Below are 26,431 nucleotides of genomic sequence, written 5' to 3' on the forward strand. Positions count from 1 at the left end.
TTCCTGATAACGTTACGCCAGCCCAGGGGATTGGCGCCCGGTACGTATGAAGGCAGGTGGCGGCTAATATCGGTATTGGCGCCGGCAACGACTGACGATAGCGGTATATTAGCCGCTATTAGCCGCTACTGGCCGCTACTGGCCGATATGCCGCAGCTTTTTACCCGCCAGCAGGTTGTGCTCTATTTTTTCCAGCGACATATTTTTGGTTTCCGGTATCAGGATAAAGGTGATCACCACAAAGACCACATTAAGCGCGCTGTAGAGCCAGAACGTGGCGGCGGCGCCAATATGTCCCATCAGGGTCAGGAAGGTGGCGCCGATAATCATATTGGCGACCCAGTTGGTGGTGGTGGAACAGGTAATGCCGAAGTCGCGGCTTTTCAGCGGCTGGATTTCAGAACACAGGATCCACACCACCGGCGCGGCGCTCATGGCGTAACCGGCGATGCACATCATGGTCATGCCCACCGCCAGATAGGAAATGCCGGCGGAATGATTGCCGCTATCGATCAATTGCAGGCAAACCCCCAGCAGCAGCGTGCCGACGGCGATGACGCTAAAGCCGATTTTCAGCGCCGGCTTGCGCCCCGCCTTGTCCACCATGCCGATGGCGATAAATGTCGCCAGCACAAACGTCAGACCGACGATAACCGTCGCGATCATTTGTTGGCGGGTGGTGGTGAATCCCGCCAGGCTGAAAATTTTCGGCGCGTAATACATGATGATATTCATACCGGTAAATTGCTGCATTGCCTGCAACAACATGCCGAGAAACACCGCCCGGCGCACATTGCCGTTGGACTTGAATAATGCCCAGCCGTTTTGCTTGAGCTTCAGGCTTTCACGGATATCATTGAGCTCTTGCCGCGCCTTTTCCGAGGTGTCGCGCAGCATCCGCAGTACCTGTTCCGCCTCGATATGCCGTCCCTTGGATGCCAGCCAGCGGGGACTGTTGGGCAGAAAAAACACCGCCGCCAGCAAGACGATCGCCGGGATGCACAGCACGCCCAGCATGGCGCGCCAGTTGCCGCTAGCGCTAAAGGCGGTATCGGACAAAAAGGCCAGCAATATGCCCAGGGTCACCATCAGCTGATACATGGCGATAAGCTTGCCGCGTATGGATTCAGTGGCCATTTCGGACAAATAAAGCGGCGCGGTATAGGACGCGATGCCGATGGCAAAACCCAGCAGCACACGGCTGAGCAACAGGATTTCCGCCGACTGGGCCAGCGCCGAGCCAAGAGATCCGAAGATAAACAGCACGGCGCCGATCATCAGGCTGTATTTGCGTCCCAGACGGGAAGAGAACCAGCCGTTGGCCAGCGCCCCGATCGCCGCGCCCAGCATCATGCTGCTGACTATCCACTCCTGCAATTGATTGCTCAGGGAAAAATGCTCGGCGATAAGCGGCAGGGCGCCGGCAATCACGCCGATATCCAGCCCGAACAACAGGCCGGCCATGGCGGCGGAGAAGGAGATAAACGCATTCATAAAGCGCGCGTTACCGGCCAACGGAATGCCGGTAGCGGCGGCCGGGGAGGGGTATTCGCCAGAGTGTGACATGAAGTCTCCATACAAAGCATAACAACGGCGGTCAGCCGGACAGGTGCTTAACATGGAACCCATTGCCGTTCAGCGTGAGACTTGGTCGGCTAAAGATATAGAGAGTCCTGCTACTTATCGGGTATTTGTGATAGGTGTATCACATTTATCAGCTGGTTAATCCCTACAAAATGGATAAAACAGCTTTACGATTGCCCGCTTTTTTTATGCCGCGCGGCGGCGACCGGACAGACTTTTAATGCACTGGCCGAAGTGCTAAAGTTAATCAAATTGCAGGTATTTCCGTCAGCGGTGGGTTTAAACGCCGCAATTCACTACATCAAATATGGCGGTAGGGCTGTATGGATTTTAAAGATTATTATGCCGCTCTGGGTGTCGAACCCACGGCCGATATTAAAACGATCAAAACCGCGTATCGCCGGCTGGCGCGTAAATATCATCCCGACGTCAGCACCGAGCCCAATGCCGAAGCTAAATTCAAAGATATCGCCGAAGCCTATGAGGTGCTCAAGGACAGCGCCCGTCGCGCCGAATACGATGAACTGCGTAAATATGGTCAGGGCGGGCGCTTCGAGGCACCCCCCGGCTGGCAGCCCGGCGGGCGCGCCGGCGGCCAGGCGCAAAACGATTTCGAGCCGCGTGACTATTCCGATTTTTTTGAATCGGTGTTCGGCGGCCAGGCCCGTGGCGGACAGCGCGCCCGCGCGCCCAGGCGCGGCCAGGATGCTGAAATTGAGGTGGCGGTATTCCTGGAGGAAACCCTTGAGGAGCACCAGCGCACCATCAGTTATCAACTGTCGGCCCCGGTTGAGCGCGGGCGGCAGGGCGCGCCGATCGGCAAAACGCTGAAGGTGAAGATCCCCGCCGGCGTCAGCGACGGCGATCGCATCCGCATCAAAGGACAGGGGCCCGCGGGCAGCAACGGCGGCGACAATGGCGACCTTTATTTGGTTATCCGCATCGCCCCGCATCCGTTATTTGACATCGACGGCAACAACCTGCTGGTCACTTTGCCCCTGGCCCCTTGGGAAGCGGCGCTTGGCGCTAAAGTCACGGTGCCCACGCTCACCGGCAAGATTACCCTTACCGTGCCGGCCAACAGCCAGACCGGCCAGCACCTGCGCGTCAAGGGCAAGGGCCTGGTGAATAAGCAGGGAACCGGCGATTTATATGCTTTGATTAAAGTGGTGATGCCGCCGCAGGCCGACGATCGGGCCCGTGACCTGTGGACGCAGCTCGCCGCGCAATGTGCGTTTAATCCTCGTGCGGAATGGGAGTAAAAGGCCATGACCGATGTCAGGGTTACCCTGGAAATCACGGAAATTTGCCAAACAGCCAGTATTTCCCGGGACGAACTGTTAGAAGTGGTGGCGTTGGGCATTATTGCCCCGCAGGATAACTCAACCGACGACTGGCGTTTCGAGCCGGCGGCGTTGCGGGAGCTTAAGCGGGCGCAGCGCCTGCGCCAGGATTTGGAGCTGGACTGGGCGGGCATTGCGCTGGCGGTGAACCTGCTTGACGAAATCTCCCGCTTAAGAACGGAGAACCGGCGTTTGCATCAGCGCCTGGACCGCTTTCTGATGAAATAATTGGCCGGCGACCCGGCCGGTTACCCCACTCTTTCAGCCCTGGTCCAGGGCTGATATCATTTATTGCCTTATCATTTATCTTCAAATGGTTGAACGTGTCTAATTCGCCGGTGTCCTATAACCGGTCATAAACCATCCTTATGTGGCCCGGTGGGGTTTTAACCTGACTGTTAATTCTATCAGCGGAGCAACGCCATGAGAGCCTTGGTGGTATGTCGGGATAATATCGGCGATACGTTGTTGACCACTCCGCTCATCCGCGCCCTGGCCAGGGAAGGCGGCTACCAGGTCGATGTCCTGGCAAACAGCTACAATGCCGGGGTGCTGGCGCGCAATCCCGATATCGGCAATATCTACGTCTATCAGAAAAGCCACCATCGCGGCGCGGGCGCATCCCGTCTCGGTATTCTCCTGCGCCGGATAAAAATCATGTGGCTTATCCGCCGTACGCATTACGATATTGCCGTGATTGCCAAAAGTCGCTGGGACCGGCGGGTATTAAAATGGGGCACATTGTCGGGGGCCGCCAGGATCCTGGCCCTGGGCGAACTTTCCCATCCGATGATTACCGATTTGGTCACGCCGCCGCCAGAGAGCCGGGAACATCTGGTGCAGCGATTTCACCGTATGCTGGCCCCCCTGGGGCTACGCTCGCCCGCCGGACCCCTGGTGCTTAACGCAGATCCGGCCGCGGTCGACGCGCTGTCGGCACGTTACGGCATCGAGCCCGGCCAGCCGGTCATCGGGCTGCAAATCAGCGCCCGCAGAATTCTGCAGCGCTGGCCCGAGGCTCATTTTGTCGCCTTGGCAAGGCTCATCGCCGCCGCCGGTCCCGGCAGGATCATCCTGCTCTGGTCGCCGGGCGCGGCGGATAATCCCACGCATCCGGGTGATGACGCGTTGGCTGCGCGCATTGTGGCCGCCTGCCGTTTACCTGGTTTGATCCCTATCGCCACCCGATCGCTGGATGAGCTGACGGCGGCCATGCAGCTGTGCGACAGCGTGGTGACCAGCGACGGCGGGGCGATGCATATCGCGGCCGGATTGGGCAAAGGCATTGTCGCGTTATTCGGCGACAGCGATCCGGTATGCTGGGCCCCCTGGCGGGTGCCGCATACGGTTTTGCTGGCAGAGGATAACAATGTGGCGTCTCTGACACCCGGGCGGGTGTATCAGGCGTTGCGCGGGCTCAGGCCGGAAGCGCGCTAGTTTTCCTGGCGCGGCCATCTGCCGGCGCGGGCGGCCGAGACCAGCATCGCCAGGGTTAACGGCCGCGGACCGTCTGGCGGCGTAGCACCGATGCTCAGGCCCAAATGCTGCATTATCCTGATGGGTATCGGACGGTTGTTTTCCGGGAAATAGGCCAAATGGTCGTAGTGGCTGGCGTCGACCTGAAAAAGCAGAAAAAAGTCGTTCATCAGGTGATCGAATTCGTCTTGGGATAAATTCAGATCCTCGCGCAGGGAAAAGGCCGGGCACAGGGGCTTGCTCCGGCCCCAGATATCGGGCTGGCGAAACGGGCTGATAAAATCGAATACCTGCTGGCGCAAATCAGGTTCCATAATGGTATTCGCTCATTGCCAGATCCGGCGTGTTGTCCTGGCCGCGGCGGTAACTCCGGCGCACGGCGGCAAAAACTTCATCGACGGTAATGGCCGTCATCGGGAACGGGCTGTTGGCCAGGTCCGGCGCCAGCGTGTGCAGCGGTTTATAAAACACATGGTGCAGGTGCTGGTCCTGGTAGGGCCCGGTATACAAGGGATTGGCGGTCACGAACAGGCTTACGGTCCGCACCTGCTGCGCAATCGCCAGATGCAGTGGCCCGGTATCGCCGGTTACCAGCGTATCAAAAGTGGTTATCGCGGCGGCAAGTTCCAGCAGGCTGGTTTTACCCACCAGTGAAATTACCCGGCGCCGGTTATCAGTCGGTATCAGGGCCATAAAGTCATCGACCAGGGATAACTCGTTCTTGCCGCCGATAAGCACCACGTCAAGCGTTGAATCCTGATCCATCAGTTTGCGGCTTAACGCGGCGAAGCTCGCCGGCGGCCAGCGCCTGAAATCCCGCGAGGCGCCAAGCTGGAAGCCGACGCGAACCCTATCCAGGGGTTTTGCCTGATGCGGGATGACCACTGGAATCGCCATCCGCACCGCGGTCGTATCGCATCCCAGGGGTTGCAGCAGATTCAGCTTGCGTTGCACGGTATGTCCCTCGAATTTTTGCGAGTAGGCGGTGAGCCAGGGGTTGAGCGCCGGGCTTTCGCTGCCGTAATGATCGCGAAAGATGTAACGGCATCCGGCCAGTACCACGCTTAGGATATCGTAAGGAAAATAGGAGTGCAGGATCACCGCCAATTGCGGACGCAGGCGACGTAATTTATAGATAAAATAGATAATATTATTGAACTTATTGTTCCAGTATATGACCTCGTCAAACAGCGCGCTGTTATGTACCAGTTCCTTATTTTTCGGGCTGGACACCAGCACCAGCCTGGCATGGGGGAATTTTTTCCTGAGCGCATGAATTGCAGGGGTATTAAGAATTAAATCGCCTAGCGCAGTAGTGGAATAGATGACAATACAACTAATGTCATTATTGTTGCACTCGTCCGCCCGGCCTTTTTTATAGCCGCTAAAAAAAGTGTAGCAAGAGAGTATCTTGTTGATAATATTGATCTTATTTCTTTTCATAGCGTTATTTTATTAATAAGAGAATTAAAGGCATAATAACATAACCTGGCCAAAAAATATTCGCTATTATTGCCAGGAAATCGTTAAATTCGTAAATGCTGATGGCAAAACGGAGCGGCCAGAAGAACAGGGTATGCCATTTTTATCGCCAAGTTAAATTAAATAATTTTATATGTTACTTAAATGGCGTTTATACCAAATGCTCCATGAGCTTGTCCTTGGAGGGTTTTTATTTTGGTAAGTTCAATTAATTTTAATTTTAATAGTAACTCTGTCATAAATTAAATAGGGTTTGGCATATCTTGCAATAATATCTGCTTAAATCCATGAGTAACATTACATAATCTACCCGTGAGTTATTTATTCACCCTGTGACTCGACCCGGTCTGGGGCAAAGCAACATTCGTTACAAAAAAAATGTGATATAACCCCATTTTTTGGAGGTACATCACACTTTTAGTGTGATCTGCTTCTAAGTTCTTGCCTTTTTTATAGTCAGGAAGGACTATTGTTACCGGTAACATTTTTTCTTTAGGAGTCAGCGCGTGATCGCACAAAAAAGAACTACCGTCAGGACCGGCGGCGCCATGACCGGTATGGCGGATAAGGCAATATGAGTACCTTAACATTGATTATCACCGCCATCGGGTCGGTGCTTATCCTGCTGTTCCTGGTGATGAAAGCGCGTATGCACGCGTTTGTCGCCCTGCTGTTGGTTTCCGTGGGCACAGGTATCTTCTCCGGAATGCCGCTGGAAAAAATTGCCGATACCATGCAGGCGGGCATGGGCGGGACGCTGGGCTTCCTGGCCATCGTCGTCGCTCTGGGGTCGATGTTTGGCAAGGTTTTGCATGAGACCGGCGCGCTGGATCAAATCGCCGGTAAAATGGTGAAGTGCTTTGGTGAAAGCCGCGCCTTTTTGGCTATGGGCATCGTGGGATTAATTTGCGCGTTGCCGCTGTTTTTTGAAGTGGCGGTCATGCTGCTGATTGGCGTGGTTTTTGCCGTCGCCCGTCGTACCGACGGTAATTTGGTTAAGTTATTGGTGCCGTTATTTGCCGGCGTTGCGGCGGCGGCGGCATTTTTGCTGCCTGGTCCGACGCCAATGCTGCTCGCCTCGCAGATGCACGCGGATTTTGGCTGGATGATTGCCATCGGCCTGATGGCGGCAATCCCGGGCATGCTGTTGGCCGGTCCGGTATTCGGCAGCTTTATCAGCAAGTCTGTTTTTATCCCGGTGCCGGCGGATGTCGCTGAACCGCAGCTGAAAACGGGCGAGCTGCCGTCGTTTGGTTTTAGCGTCTCGCTGGTGCTGTTTCCGCTGATCCTGGTGGGGTTGAAAACCATCGGCGTGCGCTTTGTGGCCCAGGGCGGAACCATGTATCGCTGGATGGAACTGGTCGGTCACCCGTTTATCGCCATCCTGCTCGCCTGCCTGGTGGCCATCTACGGTCTGGCTTATCGCCAGGGCATGAGCAAGGATAAGGTGATGGAGATTTGCTCGGCGGCGTTGCAGCCGGCGGGCATCATCCTGCTGGTGACCGGCGCCGGCGGGGTATTCAAACAGGTATTGGTGGATTCCGGCGTAGGGCCGGCGCTGGGCAATGCCCTGATCAGCACCGGACTGCCGATTGCCGTGGCCTGCTTTGTGCTGGCCGCCGCCATCCGCATTATCCAGGGGTCCGCCACCGTTGCCTGCCTGACCACCGTCGGCCTGATTATGCCGGTGGTCGCGCCGCTGGGGTTCAGCGGCGCGCAGATGGCGGCGCTGTCGGTATGCATCGGCGGCGGCTCCATTGTCTGCAGTCACGTCAACGATGCCGGCTTCTGGCTGTTCGGCAAGCTGACCGGCGCCACCGAACTGCAAACGTTAAAGACCTGGACGGTTATGGAAACCATTCTCGGCACCACCGGCGCGGTGGTGGGCATGATTGCCTTTGCCTTGCTATGATTCCCTCCACGCGGCTTTGCGTCCATAGCCGCGCAAGAGGATGCCGATAGCCACCGCGTAGGCGGGTGCAAATCACACTGTCCGGATAAGACATCTGCCCGCCGCCGGCAATCATTCTTGCCGTCGGCGGGCAGCGCTAATCAGAAGCGATAACCCACGCCCGCGTTAAACCCATTGATTGCCAGTGATTTATGATTATCGCTGGCTTTGAAATGGGAGCCTTCATATCCCACATCCAGCGTCAGGTTTGAAGTGGGGTTAAACTGCACACCGGCTCCATACATCAGGGACGTATTTTTATAGTTAGCCTGGGTTTCTCTTATTACCTTTCCTGTTTTATCATAAGCCTTGCGGTTATAGTCCAATTTATTAAAGTTAACCCCAGCCAGGCCATAAATACTGATAAATTCATTGAATCGGAAAGCCGGGCCGGCGGCAAGAGACAGATAACGGAATTTTTCTTTTTCTTCGCCGGTGCGATAGTTCTGTTTAGGATCAAATGCGGAGTAAGAATCATTGGCGCCCATAAACGTCATGGAAGTAATAATACCGACCGGACTCTCCCCTTCATAACGATACTTGAGATTCGCGCCTTTGGGACGGGAGTCTAAAATTTTACTCTGCGCATACCCCAAAGACAGGGTATGTTCATTAGCGGCGGCGGCAAAACTGGTTCCCAGGGTCGCGCAAGCGGCCAGCGCAAGGCATATTTTTTTCATTATCTCATCCTTAATTAATTTATAAATTAAATATATGCAATTGTTCAATAGTGTTATAACGCGTGAGTATAATAACGTGTTTGAGGGCGAGAATTTTAAACGAAACGTTACACTGAGAAAGAATAAATAAAAATCACCGGGTTAAATTGAACTTCTTGGTAATGCATGTTCATAAAATTGCTTATTAAAGTATTAAGTAATGTATTAACAAGAGAGGATGTTGCCATAAAATTATATTATTTTTATGATTAACCTCTATTGCCTGAATTAAAAAAAGATGACGTCTGTGCATTATATTCCATGCCCCGGCCGCGGTTGAGAGGACCTGGCATCCGCCTTCGACCGTCATTGCCGCTCTCCGCTGTCGAAAGCGGTCCTCGCGCCGGGATGTCCCTGGCGCAACAGCCTTGACAAAATCTGAAAACCACCTCGACACTGGCGTCGCGATTTTTTATAATGGCCATTAATTATTCAATCACCGCAGTTTGGGCCAGAGAGGATGTCATGAGCATTGAACAAGCAGCATGTCTGAAGAAGGGTCGTGGACGCCCTAAGCAGTTTGACCGCGACATCGCTTTGGACAAGGCGCTGGAAATGTTCTGGCGGCATGGTTATGAAGCCACCTCAATGGCCGATTTGGTCGAGGCCACCGGCGCCAAGGCGCCGACGCTGTATGCCGAGTTCGGTAATAAAGAAGGGTTGTTTCGCGCGGCGGTGGAACGCTACGTCAGCAAATTCGCCGAGAAAGGCAAAGCCTTGCTGACACGCCCCGGCAGTTCCATCACCGAAGCCGTGGAAGGTTTTTTCCGCGCCGCGGCGGCCACCTTTACCGATAAGAGCCTGCCTTCAGGGTGCTTTATCATCTGCACGTCGGCGGCGTTGTCCGCCTCCTCGGAGGATGTCGCCGAATTGCTGCGCACGCGCCACCATTTGCAGGAAAATACGCTGCGGGAATTCCTGCTGGCCCGCCAGGCCCAGGACGAACTGCCCGCCGGCACCAACATCCCGGCGTTGGCGAAATATCTGGCCTGCACGCTGCAAGGCATGTCGGTCCAGGCCCGGGACGGCGCAACCCAGGAAGATTTGGACAGTATCGTTTCCACGCTTATGGCGGTCTGGCCGGAATTAATCCGCATCGGCGCGGACTTCAGGCTGCTTGCCGCCGTCGAAGCCTGACTTTTACCCCCGGCGGCCCGTCGGCGCAGCCTGGCCCCCCACCCTTGGCGCGCCGGCCAGGGGGCGTGTACATCCCCCGCCGTGCGCTGGTCCGTTTTACACGGCTGCCTGCGTGATACCACTGATTACCCCAGCATTAATTTTTGCGCCAGCGTACGCATTTCCGCCGCCGGATTATGGCCGATCAGCATAAAATGGTGCTTTTGCGCGCTCCAGTACACCACGTTCATCTCCAGGCGGACTTCGCTTTGCGCGCCGCGGTTAACCGCGCGATCGGCCGTGGTAATACAGAACGCCAGTGGGCCATGGCTAGGGTCCAGATAGGCGATTTGCGCAATGGGCTGGCTATCGTAACGCAGCATCCGGGCAAACTTCAGCTCTATCCCCGGCAGGGACAGGCGTGAAGGCTCAAGCGCCAGGCCCAGCTTGGCGCCGATAGTGCGCAGCTGCCGGTGTTGCAGCGCCATGGATTCGGGCATGTCGGCAAAGGTTTCATTGGTATAAAGCGACATATACTGCGCAACCAGGCCGCGCCAGTTGCCCTCGGGCGCTTCGCCTTCTCCCAGCCCCGCCGACAGCCGTCCGGCCACGCCGCCCACCGCCAGGCACGCTATCGCCGCCGCGATCAGCTGGCGCCGGCTGACGCCATTCCCGCGCGCAGACGACGCCGGCAATGGTGAAGACCCGGCGTACAGCGTTGCCAGCCCGGCCTTTAAGCGGGCCACCGGCGCCTGTTCCAGCAGGCCGGCATAAGCCGCGCCAAACGGCAGGCTGGCGGAATCCAGATGGGCCAGACGCGCCGCCAGCCGTGGGTCCCGGCTGACCTGCTCCTCTATCTGACGGCGTTGTTCCGCGCTGATTTCATTATCCAGGTAAGCCACCAGGGTTTCATCGGAAAACGGCGGAGCCGGGTGTTGTTGTGTCATTAAAAATCCCCCTCTGCCACGATCCGTCCTGACGCGACGGCGGTGTCGTTTGCCAACCGTTGCCGGGCGGTCGCCAGTCGGCTCATAATAGTGCCGATAGGTACGGACAAGGTATGTGCCGCTTCCTGATAGGTAAAACCTTCCACATAAACCAGGAATACCGCATTGCGCTGCGCCTCCGGCAACCGGTTGACCCGCGCCATGACTTGATTCGCCCAAATAGCATTCACCGCGCTATGGTCGTCGGTTGGAACATCGGCGCCATCGATATCAACAAATCCCTGGCCCTGGCGGATTAACCGTGACCTGATCTCATTGACCCATATTGAGTGCAGAATCGTGAACAGCCAGCGATCCAGGGTGGTGCCGGCGGTAAACTGCCCCGCACGCTCCAGGGCGCGCACGCAGGTCGCCTGCACCAAATCATCGGCGATATCCGGTTTGCGCGATAACACCATGCCGTAGCGCCAAAGGCGCGCCAGATGGTGCTCCAGTTCGCCTCTGATCTCGTCTGCTTTCACACTTATCCTCTCACTGCCGGATGCGCTGCCTACAGCTCGGGGTGGCCGTCAATGGCCGCCGCCAGATCGCGATATTCCTCGCATCCGGTACCGCACAGGGTCTTGATCGTGGCCAGCTGTTCCCTGGCCAGGTCCGGACGTCCCTTGATCATATAGGCTTCGCCAAGATATTCGCGTACCTGGGCATAATGCGGATCGAGGGCGATCGATTTCTGATAATACCCGATGCCCTCGTCGGTGCGCCCCAGCTTGCGGGTGGCGTAACCGCGATAATTCCAGGCCTGGGCGGTATTGGGCTGCCTGAGGGTATTCAATACTCCCAGCGCCTCGTCATAACGCCCGGCCTTGGCCAGGGAATAGGCATACCGGGCGCGATCGGCGTCGGATAGCATGCCGCCTTTATCCACCATGCAGCTTTTGGTGCGTGAATCGTAGATCTGTCCCTTGGGACAGGTGGGCGTCGTGGCCGAACTGTCGCCCATGGCGTTCGCCGCGCCGGACAGCAGCAGCATGACGCCGCCCGCCAGCGGCAGGACGCGTTTTTTTAATACCCTTACAGTCGCTGCGTAAGTCATGGTTGGTACTCCGGTGGTTAAGGGGCGGATATCCGGACGTTATTCTGCCGGCGGGAACATTCTTTTCAGCGTATCGTCGCGCAGTACGTAGTGATGGAATAACGCCGCGCAGGCATGCAGGCCCGCAAGGATGATAATGGTCCACGCGGTATAGAAATGCAGCATGCCGAACGTACGGCGCAGCATGGGATCGACGCCGAAAATATCAGGAACAGGAAACAGGCCGAAAAACAGAAAAGGTTCGCCCTGAGCCCACCGGAACAGAAAGCCCAGGGTAACCTGCCCGATCAGCAGCAGGTATAGCGCCCAATGGGTCAGCTTGGCGATACGGTGCAGCCATAATGACGACGAGGCGGCGGGTAATCGTTTCCCGGCCGTACCCCGCCAGATAAGCCGGGCGACAATCAGAGCGGCGAGCATGATACCGAAGGAGATGTGCAGCGACTGGAGCCCTTTACGCCAGGGCGTACCGCGCTCCAGTTGCTCCCATATCTGCGAGCTGGCAAAAAGAAAAATAACGATTAACGCCGTTGCCCAATGCAACGTGATGGTCCATTTATCATAGCGTCGCGAGGGCGTTTTTTCCGACGCGGAAGGTGTGGTTGACATACCTGTATCCTGATTGCCTGGTTGGAATACAGAGTAAACACCTCATCGTGGCAATTTATTCGCTTTTTATAAATTATTTTTCTCACCGGCCTATGACGCTACGGCGTGCTCCCGGCCGCGCTGATAGACCGCCAGATGGGTATAGGCGGCGCAAAGCAGGGGAGTGGCGAGCCCGGCGCGCTGGCCTATTGCCACCAGATCGCCCAGCACCTGCTCCGCCTCCACCTGGTAACCCTGGTTCATATCCCGGTACATGGACGAGGTTTGCGCTGAATTTTTCTGAGTCAATAACGCGGTGGTATGCGCGATATAGTCTTCGCGCCGCTGATAGCCCGCCGAGGTTATCACCGTCAGTATCTCGTTTATCATCGCGCGGGCGAACTGTTCCCCGCCCGGGGCCGCGGCCACCTGGCCGATATTGCCGCGCATCAGGCAGGTAATGGCGCCGAGGCTTGCCAGCAGCAGCCATTTTTCCCACATATCGTTGATGATGGTGGTGGATAACCGGGAGGTAAAACCCGCATCCTTGAACAGCGCATCAAGCCGGCTGATGCGATCGGACAGCGAGCCGTCCAGTTCGCCGTAGGTGAATTCATGCAGCGGGCTTAATTGCACGACCCGTCCCTGTTCGTCAAGGGTGGCGGCTATTTTGCACAACCCGCCGATAACCGCCTGCCCGCCGAAGCGGTCGATGAGGATCTCCAGATGCTTCATGCCGTTGAGTATCGGCATGATAATCGTATCGGCGCCCACCGCCGGGGCAATATCGTTAAGCGCCGCTTCCAGGCCGAAGGCTTTTACCGTTAACAGGATGACGTCAAAGGGGCGGTTGATTTGCGCAGCGGTTATCAGCTGCGGTTGCAATGACGTCTCGCCTGTGGGAGTGACTAACCGCAGGCCGTGATGGCGCAGCGCATCGGCACGCTTGCCGCGCACCAAAAAAGTCACGTCGCGTCCGGCCTGGGCCAGCCTGCCGCCAAAATAACCTCCGGTAGCGCCTGCGCCGACAACTAAGATCCGCATAGTATTCCCTTCTTATTGTTAAATAGTGAAGAACCCCATCATCCGCCAGAAATGGGTGAGGATGCAACTCAGCGCGCGGACATCCCAGGCATCGCATAACCCGGTCTGGGATGGGGCCTGCGCCACGGAGCGGACAGGATACGTTAATCTAAACGCAATGCATGGCGTTAAGAAAATATCTTTCTAGCGGTTGATTATGAAAAATACTACCGTGATAATCCACGCTATTCAGTCTCAATAGCCAGCGTCAGGCCGGGATTTATATTGCGGCGGCAATTACCGCGGGATTATTTTCGCCACCTGCTGTTTGATCCGGTCTGGTCATGAAAATGTCATTTTATTCAATTATAATGAATTTAATAATATGATTTTAAAATAAAATATATTATGCCATTCTTAATAGATTATTGAATCGTATATGTTGACGCTTGGCGGTAAAAGTGCCGGCCGACCTGTTAATCGGCGCATGATGGATGACCCGACATTCGATCCGATAATAATGTCATCGATAAGATAGTATTCAAAAGTTTTGATAATGTTATATGAATTAATATTAGCGGAGATAAGAAATGAAAATCATCCAGATCACCGACAGCCACCTGCGCTCAACGCCTGGCGCGACGATCCATGGCTATAATACCTATGAGGGGTTAACCTCGGTGATAGACGTTATTATTGACCATCATAATTTTGCATGCGAAGCACTGCTGGTTACCGGTGATATCTCTGATGACGGTTCTCACGCGTCTTATCGGCTCGCGCTGCAACAGATGAAAAGGCTGAGTCTGCCGATTTATTATTTGGGTGGTAATCATGATAACGCAATAAATCTGGCTGCGGTATTCGGCGCGGAAAACAACGTCGGCAAGATAGAGGCGTTGTTATGCGACGATTGGCAATTTATCTGCGTCGACACCGTACAAAATAACCAGGACAGCGGTTTCCTGTCCGCGCAGGCGCAGGAGACATTGCGCAGGAAAATCGCCGGCGGTGAAAAAAATAATATCGCATTATTTATGCATCATCACCCCGTTGCCGTAGGTATACCTTTGGTCGATGATTGCATGCTGCTTAACGGCGAAGACATTATCGCCCTCTGTCAGGCTCACGATGAAATCAAGGCGCTGTGCTGCGGCCATGCGCATACAGAATATCAGGAAATACAAAATAATTGCATGATAAGCGTATGCCCGGCGACCTCGTTTCAATGGCAAGACGGCGCCAGAACACTACTCACGGAAAATAAGCGCGGGTTCAACATCCTGGAGTTCGGCGCAACCTATCAGGCCACAACCTTTTTTATATGACTGCCGTTAAGAGATATAACCTGCGCCATACCGTTGCCATCCCTGCAACGCGGCCGGCACTCCCCGCCGTTTACAGCCCGGGCGCTTTCCACATCGAGGTGGTCAGGCCATGATCCACCAAGCCCAGCTGGTCGGCGTACACCGCCTGCCAATTGATTTTCATTTCCTGGTAGCGCTGATGGTTTTCCATGTCGGGCTGGTATTCACGCTCCCAGCGCACCAGGCGCTCGCCGGTTTCGGCCAGCGCCGGATAGATGCCGGCGCCCACCCCGGCGGCGATGGCGCAGCCCAGCGCCGTGGCTTCCTTGACCTCGGGTACTTTAACCATCAGGCCGGTAACGTCGCTGAGGATCTGGCACCATAACTTACCTTTGGATCCGCCGCCGGCGAAAACCAAGGAGGGCGCCTGTACGCCTGAGAAGCGGGCGATCTGCTCCAGATTGCAGGCACAAACGATGGCCGCGTTTTCTTCCAGGGCGCGGAACAGCGTCTGTTTATTGCAGCGATCGGGATCGATGGACAAATTGATAAACGAGGGGGCGGCGTGATACCAGGATTTAAAATGCATGGCGTCGGAAAATATCGGCATGATGCCATGGGATCCCACCGGTACGCGGGCCGCCATTTCCTCCAGCAGGCTATAGGTGTCCACGCCCATGCGCGCGGCGATGGATTTTTCCTCGCTGCAAAAAGCGTCGCGAAACCAGCGCATGGTAAGCCCGGTAAAAAAGCTGATGCACTCGGCCTGCGTCATGCCGGGGATGACATGGGGATTGATGCGGATGTTCATATCCGGATCGGTCATCGGCGCGGGCAGGTTAACCACCTGCTGCCAAAAGGTGCCGCCCAGCACCGCGGTTTGTCCCGGCTGCACGATGCCTAATCCCAGGCTGCCGAGCTGTACATCGCCGCCGCCCATGACGACCGGGGTGCCCGCCGCCAGTCCGCAGGCATGCGCGGCCAGGCGCGTGACCTCGCCCAATAGGGTGCCGGTCTCGCGCACCGGCGAGAGCATGTCGGCGCGCAGGCCGGCCATATCCAGCAGGCTTCGTTGCCAGTCGCGGCTGGAGAGACTCAGCATGCCGGTGGTGCCGGCGTTCGAGGGATCGACCGCCAGTTCCCCGGAAAGCATATAGGCCAGCCAGTCGCTTATCATGGTCAGCGTCGCCGCCCGGCGATACACGTCCGGCCGGTGGTGCGCCAGCCACAACAGGCGCGGCATGGCGCTCAGCGCCAGGGTTTGCCCGGAATACTCATACACCTCGCGCTCAAAACAATAATCGTGCAGTTCTTTCAGCTCGGCCACTTCGCGGCTGGCGCGGGCATCGACGTTGGCGCAGGCCCAGATGGGCTTGCCGTGGCGATCATAGAGCACGATGCCTTCGCGCATGGAGCAGGTGGCCACCGCCCGAATCGCCAGGGGAGGAAGCCCGGCGCGTTGCAGCGCCTGGCGTATGCATCCGCAGGCCAGCTGCCAGTTGTTGTCCAGATCAAAGTCCATGGACCCTGGGATGGCGGGGTCGGAGACGTGCCGCCATTCAGCCTGGCTCACGGCCACCTGATTGCCTGCGGTATCGAAAATTACCGCCCGCACGCTGCCGGTGCCGGCATCGATCGCCATCAGATAATCGCCGCCGGGGGCGGGGTCATTGTGCGTAGGGTTACAGAGTGATGTCATGGTTTTATCTCTGTTTTATCCGCGCCGGGGCGCGTTATGGGTATGGATTACAGCCTATCGAGCATGGCCCTCACCGTACTTTCTTCCGTGACCAGGGCGTTGATATGTTTGCCCGCCAGCGCCGCCAGGATGGCCTCGGCTTTTTCCACGCCGCCCGCCACGCCGATCACCAAGGGAATATTGTCCAAATCCCGCAGCGATATGCCGATCAGTTCCTGGTGGATTGGCATGGCCGCCGTCAATTCGCCGTTTCGCTGCATAAAATAGCCAAGAATATCGCCTACCGCGCCCTTGCGTCCGAACAGCAGCTGTTCCCCCTCGCTGATATAACCGGAACGCATGATGGTGGCCTCGCGCCGCTGGCTTAGCGAACCGATGCCTACCACCGCGATATCCGCGGCGCAGGCGGTCAGCATGACATCCTGTACGCTGCGCTCCTGGCGGAAAATTTCCGCCACGCTTGCCGAGGACGCGCGCAGCGGCGCCGGGATAATGCTGACGCTGCAGGCGGCGTCCAACTGGCCGATGCCGGTCATATAGGGACCGACCCCGCCGGAAAGGGTCACCAGCCTGATCTGCTGCGAGGTGATAAAACCGCTCAGATGCTGCAGCGTGCTCATGGCGGTTTCGCCAAAACCCACCGCCAGCAGTTGCTGCGGTTGAAGCTGCTTCATGATCTCCTGGGCGGCGCCGATGCCGATGCGTTGGCTCATATCCCGCTGCGGCAAGGCCGGCAACACCCGCGCGTGGCGCAAATCGAAACGCTCCAGCAATTGGTTTTCCAGCTCCAGGCATCCCTCGTAACGGGAGTTAATTTGTACGCGGATGACGCCCGACTGGCGGCCTTTTTCCAGCAGACGCGACACCTTGAGGCGGGTCAGCCCAAGCTGCTCGCCAATCTCTCCCTGGGTCATGCCGTCGTGATAATAAAACCACGCTATACGCGCTAACAGTTCCTGCTCGGCCATGCTGCTGTCCGCTGGGTTGAAATGATCCGGATTATTTTTCTTCATATAGAACACTTATTAAAATTTAAATCAATTGTTCAATTAATCACAACGCTAAATTGTGATGGAGACGACAAAAAGACCTTTCCGCCATCTGGTACGGCGATTAATAACCCCGTGATGCACAAAATGTGATCGATCTGGCGGTTTTATTATAACGGCCCAACTAGGATTATGAACAGTTTTGAATTTTAAATTCATTTGTTCATACGCGTCGAGGCAGCATGATACTACCATCCCCGATGGAACCCACGCCGTTGCTCAGCGTGCATAACGTCAGCAAACACTATTCAGGCGTGGCGGTATTAAAAGATATCGCCTTTACCCTGATGCCGGGGCAAGTGCATGCCTTGCTCGGCGGCAACGGCGCGGGTAAGTCGACGCTGATGAAAATCATCGCCGGCGTGGTGGCGCCGGACAGCGGCGCCCTGAGCATCATGGGCGAGCCCTGCCCGTCGCTGACGCCCGCCCGGGCGCATCAGTTGGGTATCTATCTGGTGCCCCAGGAGCCGATGCTGTTTCCCAACATGACGGTTAAGGAGAATATCCTGTTCCGCCTGCCGCGCCATCAGGCCGATAGCCGGAAATTGCAGGCGCTGTTGCACCGCCTGGGCTGCGATCTGCCGCTGCAGGCCGCGGCCGGCACGCTGGAAGTGGCCGACCAGCAGTTAGTCGAGATCCTGCGCGGCCTGATGCGCGACGCGCGTATCCTGATCCTCGACGAACCCACGGCGTCGCTGACCCCCGTGGAAACCCAACGTTTGTTTCAACAGGTGCGCGGCCTGTCCGGTCAAGGGGTGGGGGTGGTGTTTATCTCCCATAAACTGCCGGAGGTCCATGCCCTGGCGGACCGGGTCAGCGTTATGCGCGACGGCGCGATTACCCTCAGCGGCGCCATCGGTGAGTTTACCACCGACGCGCTTATCCAGGCGATCGCCCCCGTGGCGCGTGTGGATAGCCTGCCGGTGGAGCAGAAGATGTGGCTGGAATTGCCGGGACGGCGCCATACCTTCGCCGCCCGCGGGCCGGTACTGGACGTGTCGGGCCTTACCGGCGAAGGGTTTAAAGACGTCTCTTTCACGGTTAATGCCGGAGAAATCATCGGCCTGGCGGGCGTGGTGGGCGCCGGGCGGACTGAACTGGCGGAAACGCTGTATGGCCTGCGCCCGGTCCGCGGCGGGCTGCTACGGCTGGAGGGACGCGATATCGGATCGCTGACGCTGGCCCAGCGGCTGGCGGCCGGGCTGGTCTACCTGCCGGAGGACCGGCAGTCGTCGGGATTGTACCTGGATGCGCCGCTGTACTGGAATACCGCCGCGCTGACCGCCGGCCGCCGCGGCTGGTGGCTGCATCCCCGGCGGGAAAAAGCCACCCTGGAACGCTACCATCGCGCGCTGGGCATCAGATATGCCGATCCCGATCAGCCGGCGCGCACCCTCTCGGGCGGCAACCAGCAAAAGCTATTGATCGCCAAATGCCTGGAAGCGCAGCCCCGTCTGCTGATCGTCGACGAACCGACGCGCGGCGTCGACGTATCGGCGCGCGCCGATATCTACCAGCTGCTGCGCGGGGTGGTGGCGCAGAATGTGGCGCTGCTGCTGATTTCCTCGGATCCGGAAGAGATAGCGCTGCTGGCGGACCGGGTCTTTGTCATGCATCAGGGGCAATTAAGCGCGCCCATGACGGGCGGCAGCGTAAGCGTAGAACACATGATGCGCATGGCCTTTGGCTCCCATGCCCCGGATGAGGAGATCGCGGATGCTTAGACTATTGCAGAATAACCGTGAATTTACCGCCTTGCTGGCCATCCTGGTGCTGTTTGTGCTGCTGGGGGCGCTTGATCGCGGTTATATCGGTTTCCAGACGCTGCTGATGATTTTCAGCAGCGCGCAGATCCTGATGCTGCTGGCGATGGGCGCCGCACTGGTTATGCTGACGCGCAATATCGATGTGTCGGTGGGGTCCATCGCCGGTCTTTGCGCGGTAACGCTGGGATTGTTGCTCAATGCCGGCTGGCCGCTGGCCACCGCCATTGTGTTTACCCTTTTGACCGGGCTGGCGGCGGGGCTGTTTAACGGTGTGCTGGTCGCCTGGTGCCGGATACCCGCCATTGTCGCCACGCTTGGTACCCTGGGGCTGTACCGGGGACTGATGCTGTTGCTGACCGGCGGTAAATGGATTGAAGGCCTGCCGTCCGGGTTAAAGTCTTTGTCCAATCCGTCCTGGTTTGGCGTCTCGCCCATCGGCTGGGTGATCATGCTGTTGCTGGCCGGCCTGTTCTGGCTATGCTCGCGCAGCGCGTTCGGGCGCAACTTCTATGCGGTGGGGGACAATCTGCAGGGCGCGCGCCAATTAGGCGTGCCGGTAAACGCCATCCGTATCGCCGCGTTTGCCGTTAATGGGGCGATGGCATCGCTTGCCGGCATCGTGTTTGCCTCGCAGATCGGTTTTGTCCCCAACCAGACCGGCAGCGGACTGGAAATGAAGGCTATCGCCGCCTGCGTGCTGGGCGGCATCAGTTTGCTGGGCGGCACCGGTACGGTGATAGGCGCCATCCTCGGCGCCTATTTCCTGACGCAAATCGACACCGTGCTGGTATTGCTGCGTCTGCCGGCATGGTGGAATGATTTTATCGCCGGCCTGGTGCTGCTCGGCGTGCTGATTTTCGACGGCCGCCTGCGCCGGGCGCTGGAGTTGAACCGCCGCCGCCAGAAATACGCCCGTTTTATGCCGGCGCCGACGGCGAAGGCCAAAGACGCTAAAAAACGCCCCGGCGGCGGCGCGCGCGCGGCGGCGTCCGGCACCACTAAAAAGAACAGCGGGGTGGCCTGATGAAACCGGCAAAACTAAAAGGCTATGGCTGGGAAGGCGCGCTGATAGTGCTGCTGATAGCGGAAATCCTGCTGTTCGGCGTCATCAACCCGCGCATGCTGGATCTCAATATGCTGTTGTTCAGCACCAGTGATTTTATCGCCATCGGCATCGTCGCCCTGCCGCTGACCATGGTCATCGTCAGCGGCGGGATTGATATCTCTTTCGCCGCCACCGTCGGACTGTGCGCCATCGCGCTCGGGGTCCTGTTCCAGGGCGGGGTGCCCCTGTCCCTGGCGATCCCCTTGACCCTGCTGCTTGGCCTGGCGTGCGGGCTGCTTAACGCCGCCCTGATTCTTTATACCGGCGTGAATCCGCTGGTGATAACCCTTGGCACGCTGTATCTGTTCGGCGGCAGCGCCCTGCTGCTGTCAGGCCTGGCGGGCGCCACCGGGTTTGAAGGCATCGGCGGTTTTCCCGCGGTCTTCAGCGATTTCGCCAACCTGGCGCCGGGCGGCCTGCCGATGCCGCTGCTGCTGTTCCTGCTGACGCTTCTCGGGTTCTGGCTGCTGATGCACCGCACGCGGCTCGGCCGCAATTGCTTTGTTATCGGCCAAAACGCGCGCGTGGCGCGTTATAGCGCGGTGCCGGTCGGGCGCACCCTGTGCGCGGTATATGGCTTGACCGGCCTGGCGTCGGCGGTGGCCGCGGTACTGCTGGTGTCTTATTTCGGCTCCGCCCGGTCCGACCTCGGCGGCGCGTTGCTGATGCCGGCGATTACCGCCGCGGTGCTCGGCGGGGCCAATATCTACGGCGGCTCCGGTTCCATCCTCGGCACCGCGCTGGCGACCCTGCTGGTGGGCTTTTTGCAGCAGGGCCTGCAAATGGCGGGCGTCGCCAACCAGGTCTCCAGCGCCCTGTCGGGCGCGCTGCTGATCCTGGTGGTTATCGGCCGCTCCGCCAGCCTGCATCGGGAACTATTGGCCCGCTTCCTGACTCGCCGGCTGCGCCCGCGGGTTTCCTTATGATGACTATCTCTGAGATCAATGGAGTCGAACATGGATAACAGTATCTGGCGCAATAGAGCAATGGCGGGCGCGTTCCTGCTGGCGGCCGCGGGGTTCGCCACCGCCCAGGCCGCCGAGCGCATCGCCTTTATCCCCAAGCTGGTGGGCGTGGGTTTTTTTACCAGCGGCGGCAACGGCGCGCTGGCGGCGGGCAAGGAACTGGGCGTCGACGTTACCTATGACGGCCCTACCGAGCCCAGCGTCTCCGGGCAGGTACAGTTAATCAACAATTTTGTCAACCAGGGCTACAACGCCATCATCGTATCGGCGGTGTCGCCCGACGGTCTGTGTCCGGCGCTCAAGCGGGCCATGCAACGCGGGGTAAAGGTGCTGACCTGGGATTCCGATACCAAACCGGAGTGCCGTTCGGTGTATATCAACCAGGGTACGCCGAAACAGCTCGGCTCGCTGCTGGTGGATATGGCGGCGAAACAGATCACCAGGGAGCAGGCCAAGGTGGCGTTTTTTTACTCCAGCCCGACCGTTACCGATCAAAATCAATGGGTCAAAGAGGCAAAGGCCAAAATCAGCGCCGATCATCCCGGCTGGACTATCGTTACCACGCAGTTCGGCTATAACGACGCCACCAAATCCCTGCAAACCGCCGAGGGTATCCTGAAGGCCTACCCGGACCTGGATGCGATTATCGCGCCTGACGCCAACGCGCTGCCCGCCGCCGCGCAGGCCGCGGAGAATCTTGGCCGTAAGGGCGTGACCATCGTCGGTTTCAGCACGCCTAATGTCATGCGTCCCTATGTGCAACGCGGCACGGTGAAGACCTTTGGCCTGTGGGATGTGGTACAGCAGGGCAAGATTGCGGTGTATGTGGCGCATGAAATGCTGCAAAAGGGCGACCTCAATGTCGGCGATAAACTGACCATCCCGCAGGTGGGCGCGGTGGAGGTCTCCGCCAACAGCGTGCAGGGATATCAATATGAGGCCAAGAACAACGGCATCGTCCTGCTGCCCGAACGCGTGCAGTTCAATAAAGACAATATCGATAAATACGATTTTTAACCGGTCTGCGTAGGAGACATGATTATGGCTGATTTGGACGATATCAAGGACGGCAAGGATTTCGGCATCGGCGTGGCGCAGCGCAATGTGCCGTTTTTCCTCAAGGGCAGCGGAGCGCTTGACTGGGGCATGCAATCGCGCCTGGCGCGGATTTTCAATCCCGTATCCGGCCGTACGGTAATGTTGGCGTTCGACCATGGTTATTTCCAGGGGCCGACCACCGGTCTTGAGCGGATCGATTTGCACATCGCGCCGCTGTTCGCCCATACCGACGTGCTGATGTGCACGCGCGGCATCCTGCGCAGCCAGGTGCCGCCGGCGGTAAATAAACCGGTGGTGCTGCGCGCGTCCGGCGCCAACTCCATCTTAGGTGAACTGTCGAACGAGGCGGTGGCGGTATCCATTGAAGATGCGCTGCGCCTGAACGTGGCGGCGATGGCGGCGCAGGTGTATATAGGCAGCGAATACGAGCATCAGTCGATAAAAAATATTATCCAGCTGATTGACCAGGGCACGCGCTACGGCATGCCGACCATGGCGGTCACGGGCGTGGGAAAGGATATGGCGCGCGATCAGCGCTATTTTTCGCTGGCGACACGCATTGCCGCCGAAATCGGCGCGCAGGTGATCAAGACCTATTATACCGATATCGGTTTTGAACGCGTGGCGGCGGGCTGTCCGGTGCCGATCGTCATTGCCGGCGGCAAAAAACTGCCCGAACGGGAGGCGCTGGAGATGTGCTATCGCGCCATTGACCAGGGCGCATCCGGGGTCGACATGGGGCGGAATATCTTCCAGTCCGAGGCGCCGGTGGCGATGCTGAAAGCCGTGCAGGCGGTGGTGCACCACGGCGAAAACGCCGAGCGCGCGTATGCGCTGTTCAAAAGCGAGCAACACCCGATAGAAGGGGGCAGGTAATGCATGTGACGCTGGTGGAGATCAATGTCAAAGCCGACAAGATAGACGATTTTATTGCGGTTTTCCGGCAAAATCATCTTGGTTCGATTCAGGAACCAGGCAATTTACGCTTCGACGTGCTGCAGGACGAGCAGGTGCCGACCCGATTTTATATTTACGAGGCGTATCGCGATGAACAGGCGGTGGCGGCGCATAAAAAAACCGCGCACTACCTGCGCTGCGTTGAGCAATTGGCGCCGCTGATGACCGAACCGCGCAAGAAGACCACCTTTATCGGCCTGCTGCCGGAGACGGCGTAAGCTCCCGGCATAAACGGCGGGCGGTCAGGGCTGCCATAGCGGTTCCTGTCCGCTGAGCTTACGGTCAAGGAAAAACGCCGCGCTGATCAGTGCCAGATGGGTCAGCGCCTGCGGCGTATTGCCCAGCGGGTAGCCCCGCTGGTCGAATTCTTCAGCGTACAGGCCGAGCGGATTGGCATAGCTGAGCAGTTTTTCGAATTCGAAATGCGCTTCCTCCAGGCGATCCGCGCGCGCCAGGCACTCTACATACCAAAACGAGCAGGCGGCGAAGGCGCCCTCGCTGCCGGGCAAGGTATCGGATGGCGTGTTTTCGTTATTATAGCGCCGCACCAGGCCGTCCTGGACCAGCGTATCCCTGATGGCGTCCAGGGTGGCGAGCCAGTCGGGATCGGTGGCGCCGACAAAACGGAACAGCGGCATCAGCAGCATGGACGCGTCCAGGTCCTGACCGTGCCGCGTGGCGGTAAAATGGCCTAGCTCATCATTCCAGAAATGCGTCCAGATATCCGCGCGGATATCGGTGCGCGCCTGATCCCAGCGATCGTAGGGCATGGGCAGGGAGCGTTTCATCCCCAGGCGCAGCGCGCGATCGATGGCCACCCAGCACATCAGCCGGGAGTGCAGGAAATGCTGGGGTTCACCGCGCATTTCCCAGATGCCCGCATCCGGCTGGTTCCAGCTGTTGCAGACATGATCGATCATCCTGACGATATGCTGCCAGCCGCGGTGCGAAATAGCCTCGCCATATTTGTTCGCCAGGTAAACGGCATCCATCAGTTCGCCATAAATATCGAGCTGGAGCTGCCGGTAAGCCCCGTTGCCGATGCGTACCGGCACCGACCCGGCATAGCCCGACAGATGCGGCAGGCTGGCCTCCGGCAGTTCGGTACCGCTGTCCAGCCGATACATGACCTGCAGTTTATCCGGCTCAAACTGACTGTTTTCCATGCAGCGGCCCACCCATGTGGTAAAGGCGCCGGCTTCCTCGATATAACCCAGGCGCATCAGGGCATAAACGCTAAACGAGGCGTCGCGGATCCAGGAGGCGCGATAGTCCCAGTTGCGCGCGCCGCCCAGATGCTCAGGCAGGCCGAAAGTGGCGGCGGCGGCAATGGAGCCGTGTTTCCAGGAGGTCAGGAGCTTAAGCGCCAGCGCCGATCGGTTGACCATTTCCCGCCAGCGCCCTTTATAGCTGCTGGCGGCGCTCCAACGCCGCCAATAGCGCAGCGTGGTATCGAAGCATACCCGGGTATTATCCAGATTGACCTGCGGGTCGCGGGCGCTGCCGAAGATAAATTCCGCGTGTTCACCGGCTTTAAGCGTAAAACGGGCCACGGCGGCGGTGCCCGCGGCGGTATGCAGGGGGACGCTGGACACCAGGCGCAGGCTGGGCTGGCCGGGAGCGGTAAACACCACCGTCTCATGGTCCAGGCGGGCGCGGGTGGCCGCGCGGGCATAGTCGTGCACCGGCGCGCAGCGCAGCGTAAAGCATGCTTCGCCCTGAAGCACCTTCAGGCGACGTATAATGCGCGGCATGCGGTTTTCGTCGTCGCAGATCGGCATAAAATCGGTGATTTCCGCCAAGCCGGTAGTGTCCAGCCAGCGGGTTTGCAGGATATTGCTGTCGGGCAGGTAAAGCTGTTGCCTGCGGGCATCCGGCCAATCGGGGGATAAGGTGAAAACCCCGGCCGCGTCGGTATCCAGCAGCGCGCTGAACACGGACGGACTGTCAAGGTCGGGCCAGCAGAAATAGTCAATGCTGGCGTCAACGGCGATCAGTGCGCAGGTCTGTAAATCGCCGATGATGCCGTGTTCCCCAATGCGTCGTATCGCGTCGGTTTGAGGTAAGTCAGCCATGTCCCTGATTTCCTGAAAAGGCGCGTATGCCGCTGGATTGAGTCAATGTAGTACTAACTATAGCGCAGGATGAATGGCCTGGCCTTTGCATCCGCGTTCATGCGCGCCAGTCTATGGGGTTTATGCAGGGATGATTTCAGGCGGCAGGCACGGAGAGCCGGGTTTTGGCATTGATGTTGATCAGCTGGCTGCCGGCGCAGAAAAATTTTTGCGGAATGTAACGATCGAACCCCTTGGCACGGCAAAAATCCACTAGCCCGCTTAAACAGTGCACGCCGGCTTTTTTATACACAATAAGCAATCTATTCTCGACGGTCCTGAACGAGAGGTTAAGTTTTTTGGCTATTATTTTACTGCTCATGGATTGCAATGCATAAAAGATCACGTCCAACTCGCCTTCGGAAAACAGCTGTTCCGGCGGGAAAAAAGAGAAGAACGTGGGACGCTCGCCGTTAATATGTTTCAGCAGGGAAAAATGCTCAAACTTGCGGGCATGGAAAACGGTGCCGATACATTTGCCGATTCTATGGTCAAATAAAGGGAATTTATCAAAATAATAGGGCTGTAGCAGCTGTTCGCCGCCATAACGATGAATTTCCAGGGAACAGAGCCGATCTTTGACTTGCAGCGTGCTGCGGTCATGCTCTTTGAAATGCCAGGCGAATTCGGCAATGGAGGAGGGCAACTGATCGTCCAGGCAGCCTTCAATATTGTGTAACGAGCGCTTTACATTAATAAGGTCATAATAAGCTTTATTTGCATAGGCATAACGAGATTCTGTATCTTTAACGCCCCACGGCTCGCTGGAATTATCCCAGAACATCAAAAGCTGTGGTGATATTTCAATTGCAAATCGCTCGGCTATCCCAGCAGCGCATTTCATATTAACTTCCATTAGTGTGCCACCTAATTAATCACAACTTGTCCATATCCCCATCATAATGTTTAAACATAGTACTGTCCAGAGGGGTAAAAAAGATATTAATAACTGATAAAAATACATTGTCATTATAGAATGCAGGCCGTTAAGCCGAAGGCGCCCGTGTAGCTTACACCTTCATTTTTTTAATTTTAATTAAACGTAAATTATAAAATTAGATATATAACCAACGTATAAACCGCCG

General features: G+C 57.4%; 25 protein-coding genes. 12 read left to right on the plus strand and 13 right to left on the minus strand.

What is annotated here, in order from left to right:
- Positions 1–135: 135 nt before the first annotated feature.
- A complete protein-coding gene (locus tag ACL2XQ_RS01895; protein ID WP_413728954.1) occupies positions 136–1,566 on the minus strand; it encodes a sugar porter family MFS transporter in 1,431 nt (476 codons plus the stop codon).
- Between the two features lie 341 nt (positions 1,567–1,907).
- Here ACL2XQ_RS01895 and cbpA point away from each other — a divergent pair, with 341 nt between their 5' ends.
- The 3 genes from cbpA (at position 1,908) to ACL2XQ_RS01910 (ending at position 4,364) form a co-directional block, all read left to right on the plus strand.
- Complete coding sequence (cbpA, locus tag ACL2XQ_RS01900) at positions 1,908–2,846, plus strand: curved DNA-binding protein (RefSeq protein WP_410012354.1); 939 nt, start codon at positions 1,908–1,910, stop codon at positions 2,844–2,846.
- A gap of 6 nt (positions 2,847–2,852) precedes the next feature.
- Entirely contained in the window at positions 2,853–3,155 is a 303-nt protein-coding gene (locus ACL2XQ_RS01905) for a chaperone modulator CbpM (RefSeq protein ID WP_410012353.1), read from the plus strand.
- Positions 3,156–3,350: 195 nt separating this feature from the next.
- Positions 3,351–4,364 carry a glycosyltransferase family 9 protein gene (locus tag ACL2XQ_RS01910; RefSeq protein ID WP_413740004.1) on the plus strand — a complete coding sequence of 338 codons (1,014 nt, stop codon included), beginning with the start codon at positions 3,351–3,353 and terminating at the stop codon, positions 4,362–4,364.
- Here the strand turns inward: ACL2XQ_RS01910 and ACL2XQ_RS01915 are convergent.
- Together ACL2XQ_RS01915 and ACL2XQ_RS01920 are read right to left on the minus strand one after the other, a co-directional pair.
- Complete coding sequence (locus ACL2XQ_RS01915) at positions 4,361–4,717, minus strand: DUF1493 family protein (RefSeq protein ID WP_413740005.1); 357 nt, start codon at positions 4,715–4,717, stop codon at positions 4,361–4,363. The two genes, ACL2XQ_RS01910 and ACL2XQ_RS01915, sit on opposite strands and share 4 nt — an antisense overlap.
- Positions 4,707–5,846: a glycosyltransferase family 9 protein gene (locus ACL2XQ_RS01920; RefSeq protein WP_413740006.1), complete on the minus strand. Its 1,140-nt coding sequence runs from the start codon at positions 5,844–5,846 to the stop codon at positions 4,707–4,709. The genes ACL2XQ_RS01915 and ACL2XQ_RS01920 overlap by 11 nt, the downstream gene beginning before the upstream one ends.
- Before the next feature lie 613 nt (positions 5,847–6,459).
- Here ACL2XQ_RS01920 and gntU point away from each other — a divergent pair.
- Positions 6,460–7,797 carry a gluconate transporter gene (gene gntU, locus ACL2XQ_RS01925; RefSeq protein WP_410012348.1) on the plus strand — a complete coding sequence of 446 codons (1,338 nt, stop codon included), beginning with the start codon at positions 6,460–6,462 and terminating at the stop codon, positions 7,795–7,797.
- A gap of 140 nt (positions 7,798–7,937) precedes the next feature.
- Here the strand turns inward: gntU and ACL2XQ_RS01930 are convergent, their stop codons facing one another.
- Positions 7,938–8,516: an Ail/Lom family outer membrane beta-barrel protein gene (locus tag ACL2XQ_RS01930; RefSeq protein WP_413727263.1), complete on the minus strand. Its 579-nt coding sequence runs from the start codon at positions 8,514–8,516 to the stop codon at positions 7,938–7,940.
- Positions 8,517–9,020: 504 nt separating this feature from the next.
- Here ACL2XQ_RS01930 and ACL2XQ_RS01935 point away from each other — a divergent pair.
- Positions 9,021–9,692 (plus strand): TetR/AcrR family transcriptional regulator, encoded by a 672-nt coding sequence (locus ACL2XQ_RS01935; RefSeq protein ID WP_410012346.1) that lies wholly within the window; start codon positions 9,021–9,023, stop codon positions 9,690–9,692.
- A 125-nt stretch (positions 9,693–9,817) separates the two neighbouring features.
- On the opposite strand, the gene ACL2XQ_RS01940 is transcribed toward ACL2XQ_RS01935, so the two are convergent.
- The 5 genes from ACL2XQ_RS01940 to panE all read right to left on the minus strand — a co-directional run bounded on the left by ACL2XQ_RS01940 (position 9,818) and on the right by panE (position 13,346).
- Positions 9,818–10,618 (minus strand): anti-sigma factor family protein, encoded by an 801-nt coding sequence (locus ACL2XQ_RS01940; RefSeq protein ID WP_413721997.1) that lies wholly within the window; start codon positions 10,616–10,618, stop codon positions 9,818–9,820.
- Positions 10,618–11,145, minus strand: a complete 528-nt coding sequence (locus ACL2XQ_RS01945; protein ID WP_410016643.1) for a sigma-70 family RNA polymerase sigma factor — start codon at positions 11,143–11,145, stop codon at positions 10,618–10,620. Before ACL2XQ_RS01945 ends, ACL2XQ_RS01940 begins: the two co-directional genes overlap by 1 nt.
- Before the next feature lie 23 nt (positions 11,146–11,168).
- Positions 11,169–11,651 (minus strand): tetratricopeptide repeat protein, encoded by a 483-nt coding sequence (locus tag ACL2XQ_RS01950; RefSeq protein WP_410016642.1) that lies wholly within the window; start codon positions 11,649–11,651, stop codon positions 11,169–11,171.
- 102 nt (positions 11,652–11,753) lie between these two features.
- Entirely contained in the window at positions 11,754–12,323 is a 570-nt protein-coding gene (locus ACL2XQ_RS01955) for a cytochrome b (protein WP_410012344.1), read from the minus strand.
- 90 nt (positions 12,324–12,413) lie between these two features.
- Positions 12,414–13,346: a 2-dehydropantoate 2-reductase gene (panE, locus tag ACL2XQ_RS01960; protein WP_413728952.1), complete on the minus strand. Its 933-nt coding sequence runs from the start codon at positions 13,344–13,346 to the stop codon at positions 12,414–12,416.
- Positions 13,347–13,915: 569 nt separating this feature from the next.
- Between panE and ACL2XQ_RS01965 the strand changes: the two genes are divergently transcribed.
- The gene (locus ACL2XQ_RS01965) at positions 13,916–14,653 is read left to right on the plus strand and encodes a metallophosphoesterase (protein WP_413740007.1); all 738 of its coding nucleotides are present in this window, start codon (positions 13,916–13,918) and stop codon (positions 14,651–14,653) included.
- Between the two features lie 70 nt (positions 14,654–14,723).
- Here ACL2XQ_RS01965 and lsrK read toward each other — a convergent pair whose 3' ends face one another.
- Together lsrK and lsrR are read right to left on the minus strand one after the other, a co-directional pair.
- Entirely contained in the window at positions 14,724–16,331 is a 1,608-nt protein-coding gene (lsrK, locus tag ACL2XQ_RS01970) for an autoinducer-2 kinase (RefSeq protein ID WP_413740008.1), read from the minus strand.
- 47 nt (positions 16,332–16,378) lie between these two features.
- Positions 16,379–17,344: a transcriptional regulator LsrR gene (lsrR, locus tag ACL2XQ_RS01975; protein WP_410012339.1), complete on the minus strand. Its 966-nt coding sequence runs from the start codon at positions 17,342–17,344 to the stop codon at positions 16,379–16,381.
- Between the two features lie 218 nt (positions 17,345–17,562).
- Here lsrR and lsrA point away from each other — a divergent pair, with 218 nt between their 5' ends.
- From lsrA to lsrG, 6 genes are read left to right on the plus strand one after another with little or no spacing between them, the layout of a single operon-like run.
- Positions 17,563–19,104 (plus strand): autoinducer 2 ABC transporter ATP-binding protein LsrA, encoded by a 1,542-nt coding sequence (gene lsrA / locus ACL2XQ_RS01980; RefSeq protein WP_413740009.1) that lies wholly within the window; start codon positions 17,563–17,565, stop codon positions 19,102–19,104.
- A complete protein-coding gene (gene lsrC, locus ACL2XQ_RS01985; RefSeq protein WP_413722002.1) occupies positions 19,097–20,170 on the plus strand; it encodes an autoinducer 2 ABC transporter permease LsrC in 1,074 nt (357 codons plus the stop codon). Before lsrA ends, lsrC begins: the two co-directional genes overlap by 8 nt.
- Complete coding sequence (gene lsrD / locus ACL2XQ_RS01990; RefSeq protein ID WP_413722003.1) at positions 20,170–21,177, plus strand: autoinducer 2 ABC transporter permease LsrD; 1,008 nt, start codon at positions 20,170–20,172, stop codon at positions 21,175–21,177. The genes lsrC and lsrD overlap by 1 nt, the downstream gene beginning before the upstream one ends.
- A 30-nt stretch (positions 21,178–21,207) precedes the next feature.
- Positions 21,208–22,233: an autoinducer 2 ABC transporter substrate-binding protein LsrB gene (gene lsrB, locus ACL2XQ_RS01995; protein ID WP_410012334.1), complete on the plus strand. Its 1,026-nt coding sequence runs from the start codon at positions 21,208–21,210 to the stop codon at positions 22,231–22,233.
- Positions 22,234–22,257: 24 nt separating this feature from the next.
- Entirely contained in the window at positions 22,258–23,151 is an 894-nt protein-coding gene (gene lsrF / locus ACL2XQ_RS02000) for a 3-hydroxy-5-phosphonooxypentane-2,4-dione thiolase (protein WP_410016641.1), read from the plus strand.
- Positions 23,151–23,450 carry a (4S)-4-hydroxy-5-phosphonooxypentane-2,3-dione isomerase gene (gene lsrG, locus ACL2XQ_RS02005; RefSeq protein WP_410012333.1) on the plus strand — a complete coding sequence of 100 codons (300 nt, stop codon included), beginning with the start codon at positions 23,151–23,153 and terminating at the stop codon, positions 23,448–23,450. The genes lsrF and lsrG overlap by 1 nt, the downstream gene beginning before the upstream one ends.
- Before the next feature lie 24 nt (positions 23,451–23,474).
- Here lsrG and ACL2XQ_RS02010 read toward each other — a convergent pair whose 3' ends face one another.
- Positions 23,475–25,307 (minus strand): glycoside hydrolase family 15 protein, encoded by a 1,833-nt coding sequence (locus tag ACL2XQ_RS02010; RefSeq protein ID WP_413722004.1) that lies wholly within the window; start codon positions 25,305–25,307, stop codon positions 23,475–23,477.
- Between the two features lie 136 nt (positions 25,308–25,443).
- On the minus strand, positions 25,444–26,202 hold the full coding sequence (locus ACL2XQ_RS02015) for a helix-turn-helix transcriptional regulator (protein WP_410012331.1): 759 nt from the start codon (positions 26,200–26,202) through the stop codon (positions 25,444–25,446).
- Positions 26,203–26,431: the final 229 nt, after the last annotated feature.

It is taken from the genome of Sodalis sp. RH14 (assembly GCF_047324285.1).
Classification (GTDB): domain Bacteria; phylum Pseudomonadota; class Gammaproteobacteria; order Enterobacterales; family Enterobacteriaceae; genus Acerihabitans.

Coding starts and splice junctions, on each gene's coding strand:
- ACL2XQ_RS01895 (WP_413728954.1), bottom strand. CDS start 1,566: ATGTCACACTCTGGCGAATACCCCTCCCCGGCCGCCGCTACCGGCATT.
- cbpA (WP_410012354.1), top strand. CDS start 1,908: ATGGATTTTAAAGATTATTATGCCGCTCTGGGTGTCGAACCCACGGCC.
- ACL2XQ_RS01905 (WP_410012353.1), top strand. CDS start 2,853: ATGACCGATGTCAGGGTTACCCTGGAAATCACGGAAATTTGCCAAACA.
- ACL2XQ_RS01910 (WP_413740004.1), top strand. CDS start 3,351: ATGAGAGCCTTGGTGGTATGTCGGGATAATATCGGCGATACGTTGTTG.
- ACL2XQ_RS01915 (WP_413740005.1), bottom strand. CDS start 4,717: ATGGAACCTGATTTGCGCCAGCAGGTATTCGATTTTATCAGCCCGTTT.
- ACL2XQ_RS01920 (WP_413740006.1), bottom strand. CDS start 5,846: ATGAAAAGAAATAAGATCAATATTATCAACAAGATACTCTCTTGCTAC.
- gntU (WP_410012348.1), top strand. CDS start 6,460: ATGAGTACCTTAACATTGATTATCACCGCCATCGGGTCGGTGCTTATC.
- ACL2XQ_RS01930 (WP_413727263.1), bottom strand. CDS start 8,516: ATGAAAAAAATATGCCTTGCGCTGGCCGCTTGCGCGACCCTGGGAACC.
- ACL2XQ_RS01935 (WP_410012346.1), top strand. CDS start 9,021: ATGAGCATTGAACAAGCAGCATGTCTGAAGAAGGGTCGTGGACGCCCT.
- ACL2XQ_RS01940 (WP_413721997.1), bottom strand. CDS start 10,618: ATGACACAACAACACCCGGCTCCGCCGTTTTCCGATGAAACCCTGGTG.
- ACL2XQ_RS01950 (WP_410016642.1), bottom strand. CDS start 11,651: ATGCTGCTGCTGTCCGGCGCGGCGAACGCCATGGGCGACAGTTCGGCC.
- ACL2XQ_RS01955 (WP_410012344.1), bottom strand. CDS start 12,323: ATGTCAACCACACCTTCCGCGTCGGAAAAAACGCCCTCGCGACGCTAT.
- panE (WP_413728952.1), bottom strand. CDS start 13,346: ATGCGGATCTTAGTTGTCGGCGCAGGCGCTACCGGAGGTTATTTTGGC.
- ACL2XQ_RS01965 (WP_413740007.1), top strand. CDS start 13,916: ATGAAAATCATCCAGATCACCGACAGCCACCTGCGCTCAACGCCTGGC.
- lsrK (WP_413740008.1), bottom strand. CDS start 16,331: ATGACATCACTCTGTAACCCTACGCACAATGACCCCGCCCCCGGCGGC.
- lsrR (WP_410012339.1), bottom strand. CDS start 17,344: ATGAAGAAAAATAATCCGGATCATTTCAACCCAGCGGACAGCAGCATG.
- lsrA (WP_413740009.1), top strand. CDS start 17,563: ATGATACTACCATCCCCGATGGAACCCACGCCGTTGCTCAGCGTGCAT.
- lsrC (WP_413722002.1), top strand. CDS start 19,097: ATGCTTAGACTATTGCAGAATAACCGTGAATTTACCGCCTTGCTGGCC.
- lsrD (WP_413722003.1), top strand. CDS start 20,170: ATGAAACCGGCAAAACTAAAAGGCTATGGCTGGGAAGGCGCGCTGATA.
- lsrB (WP_410012334.1), top strand. CDS start 21,208: ATGGATAACAGTATCTGGCGCAATAGAGCAATGGCGGGCGCGTTCCTG.
- lsrF (WP_410016641.1), top strand. CDS start 22,258: ATGGCTGATTTGGACGATATCAAGGACGGCAAGGATTTCGGCATCGGC.
- lsrG (WP_410012333.1), top strand. CDS start 23,151: ATGCATGTGACGCTGGTGGAGATCAATGTCAAAGCCGACAAGATAGAC.
- ACL2XQ_RS02010 (WP_413722004.1), bottom strand. CDS start 25,307: ATGGCTGACTTACCTCAAACCGACGCGATACGACGCATTGGGGAACAC.
- ACL2XQ_RS02015 (WP_410012331.1), bottom strand. CDS start 26,202: ATGGAAGTTAATATGAAATGCGCTGCTGGGATAGCCGAGCGATTTGCA.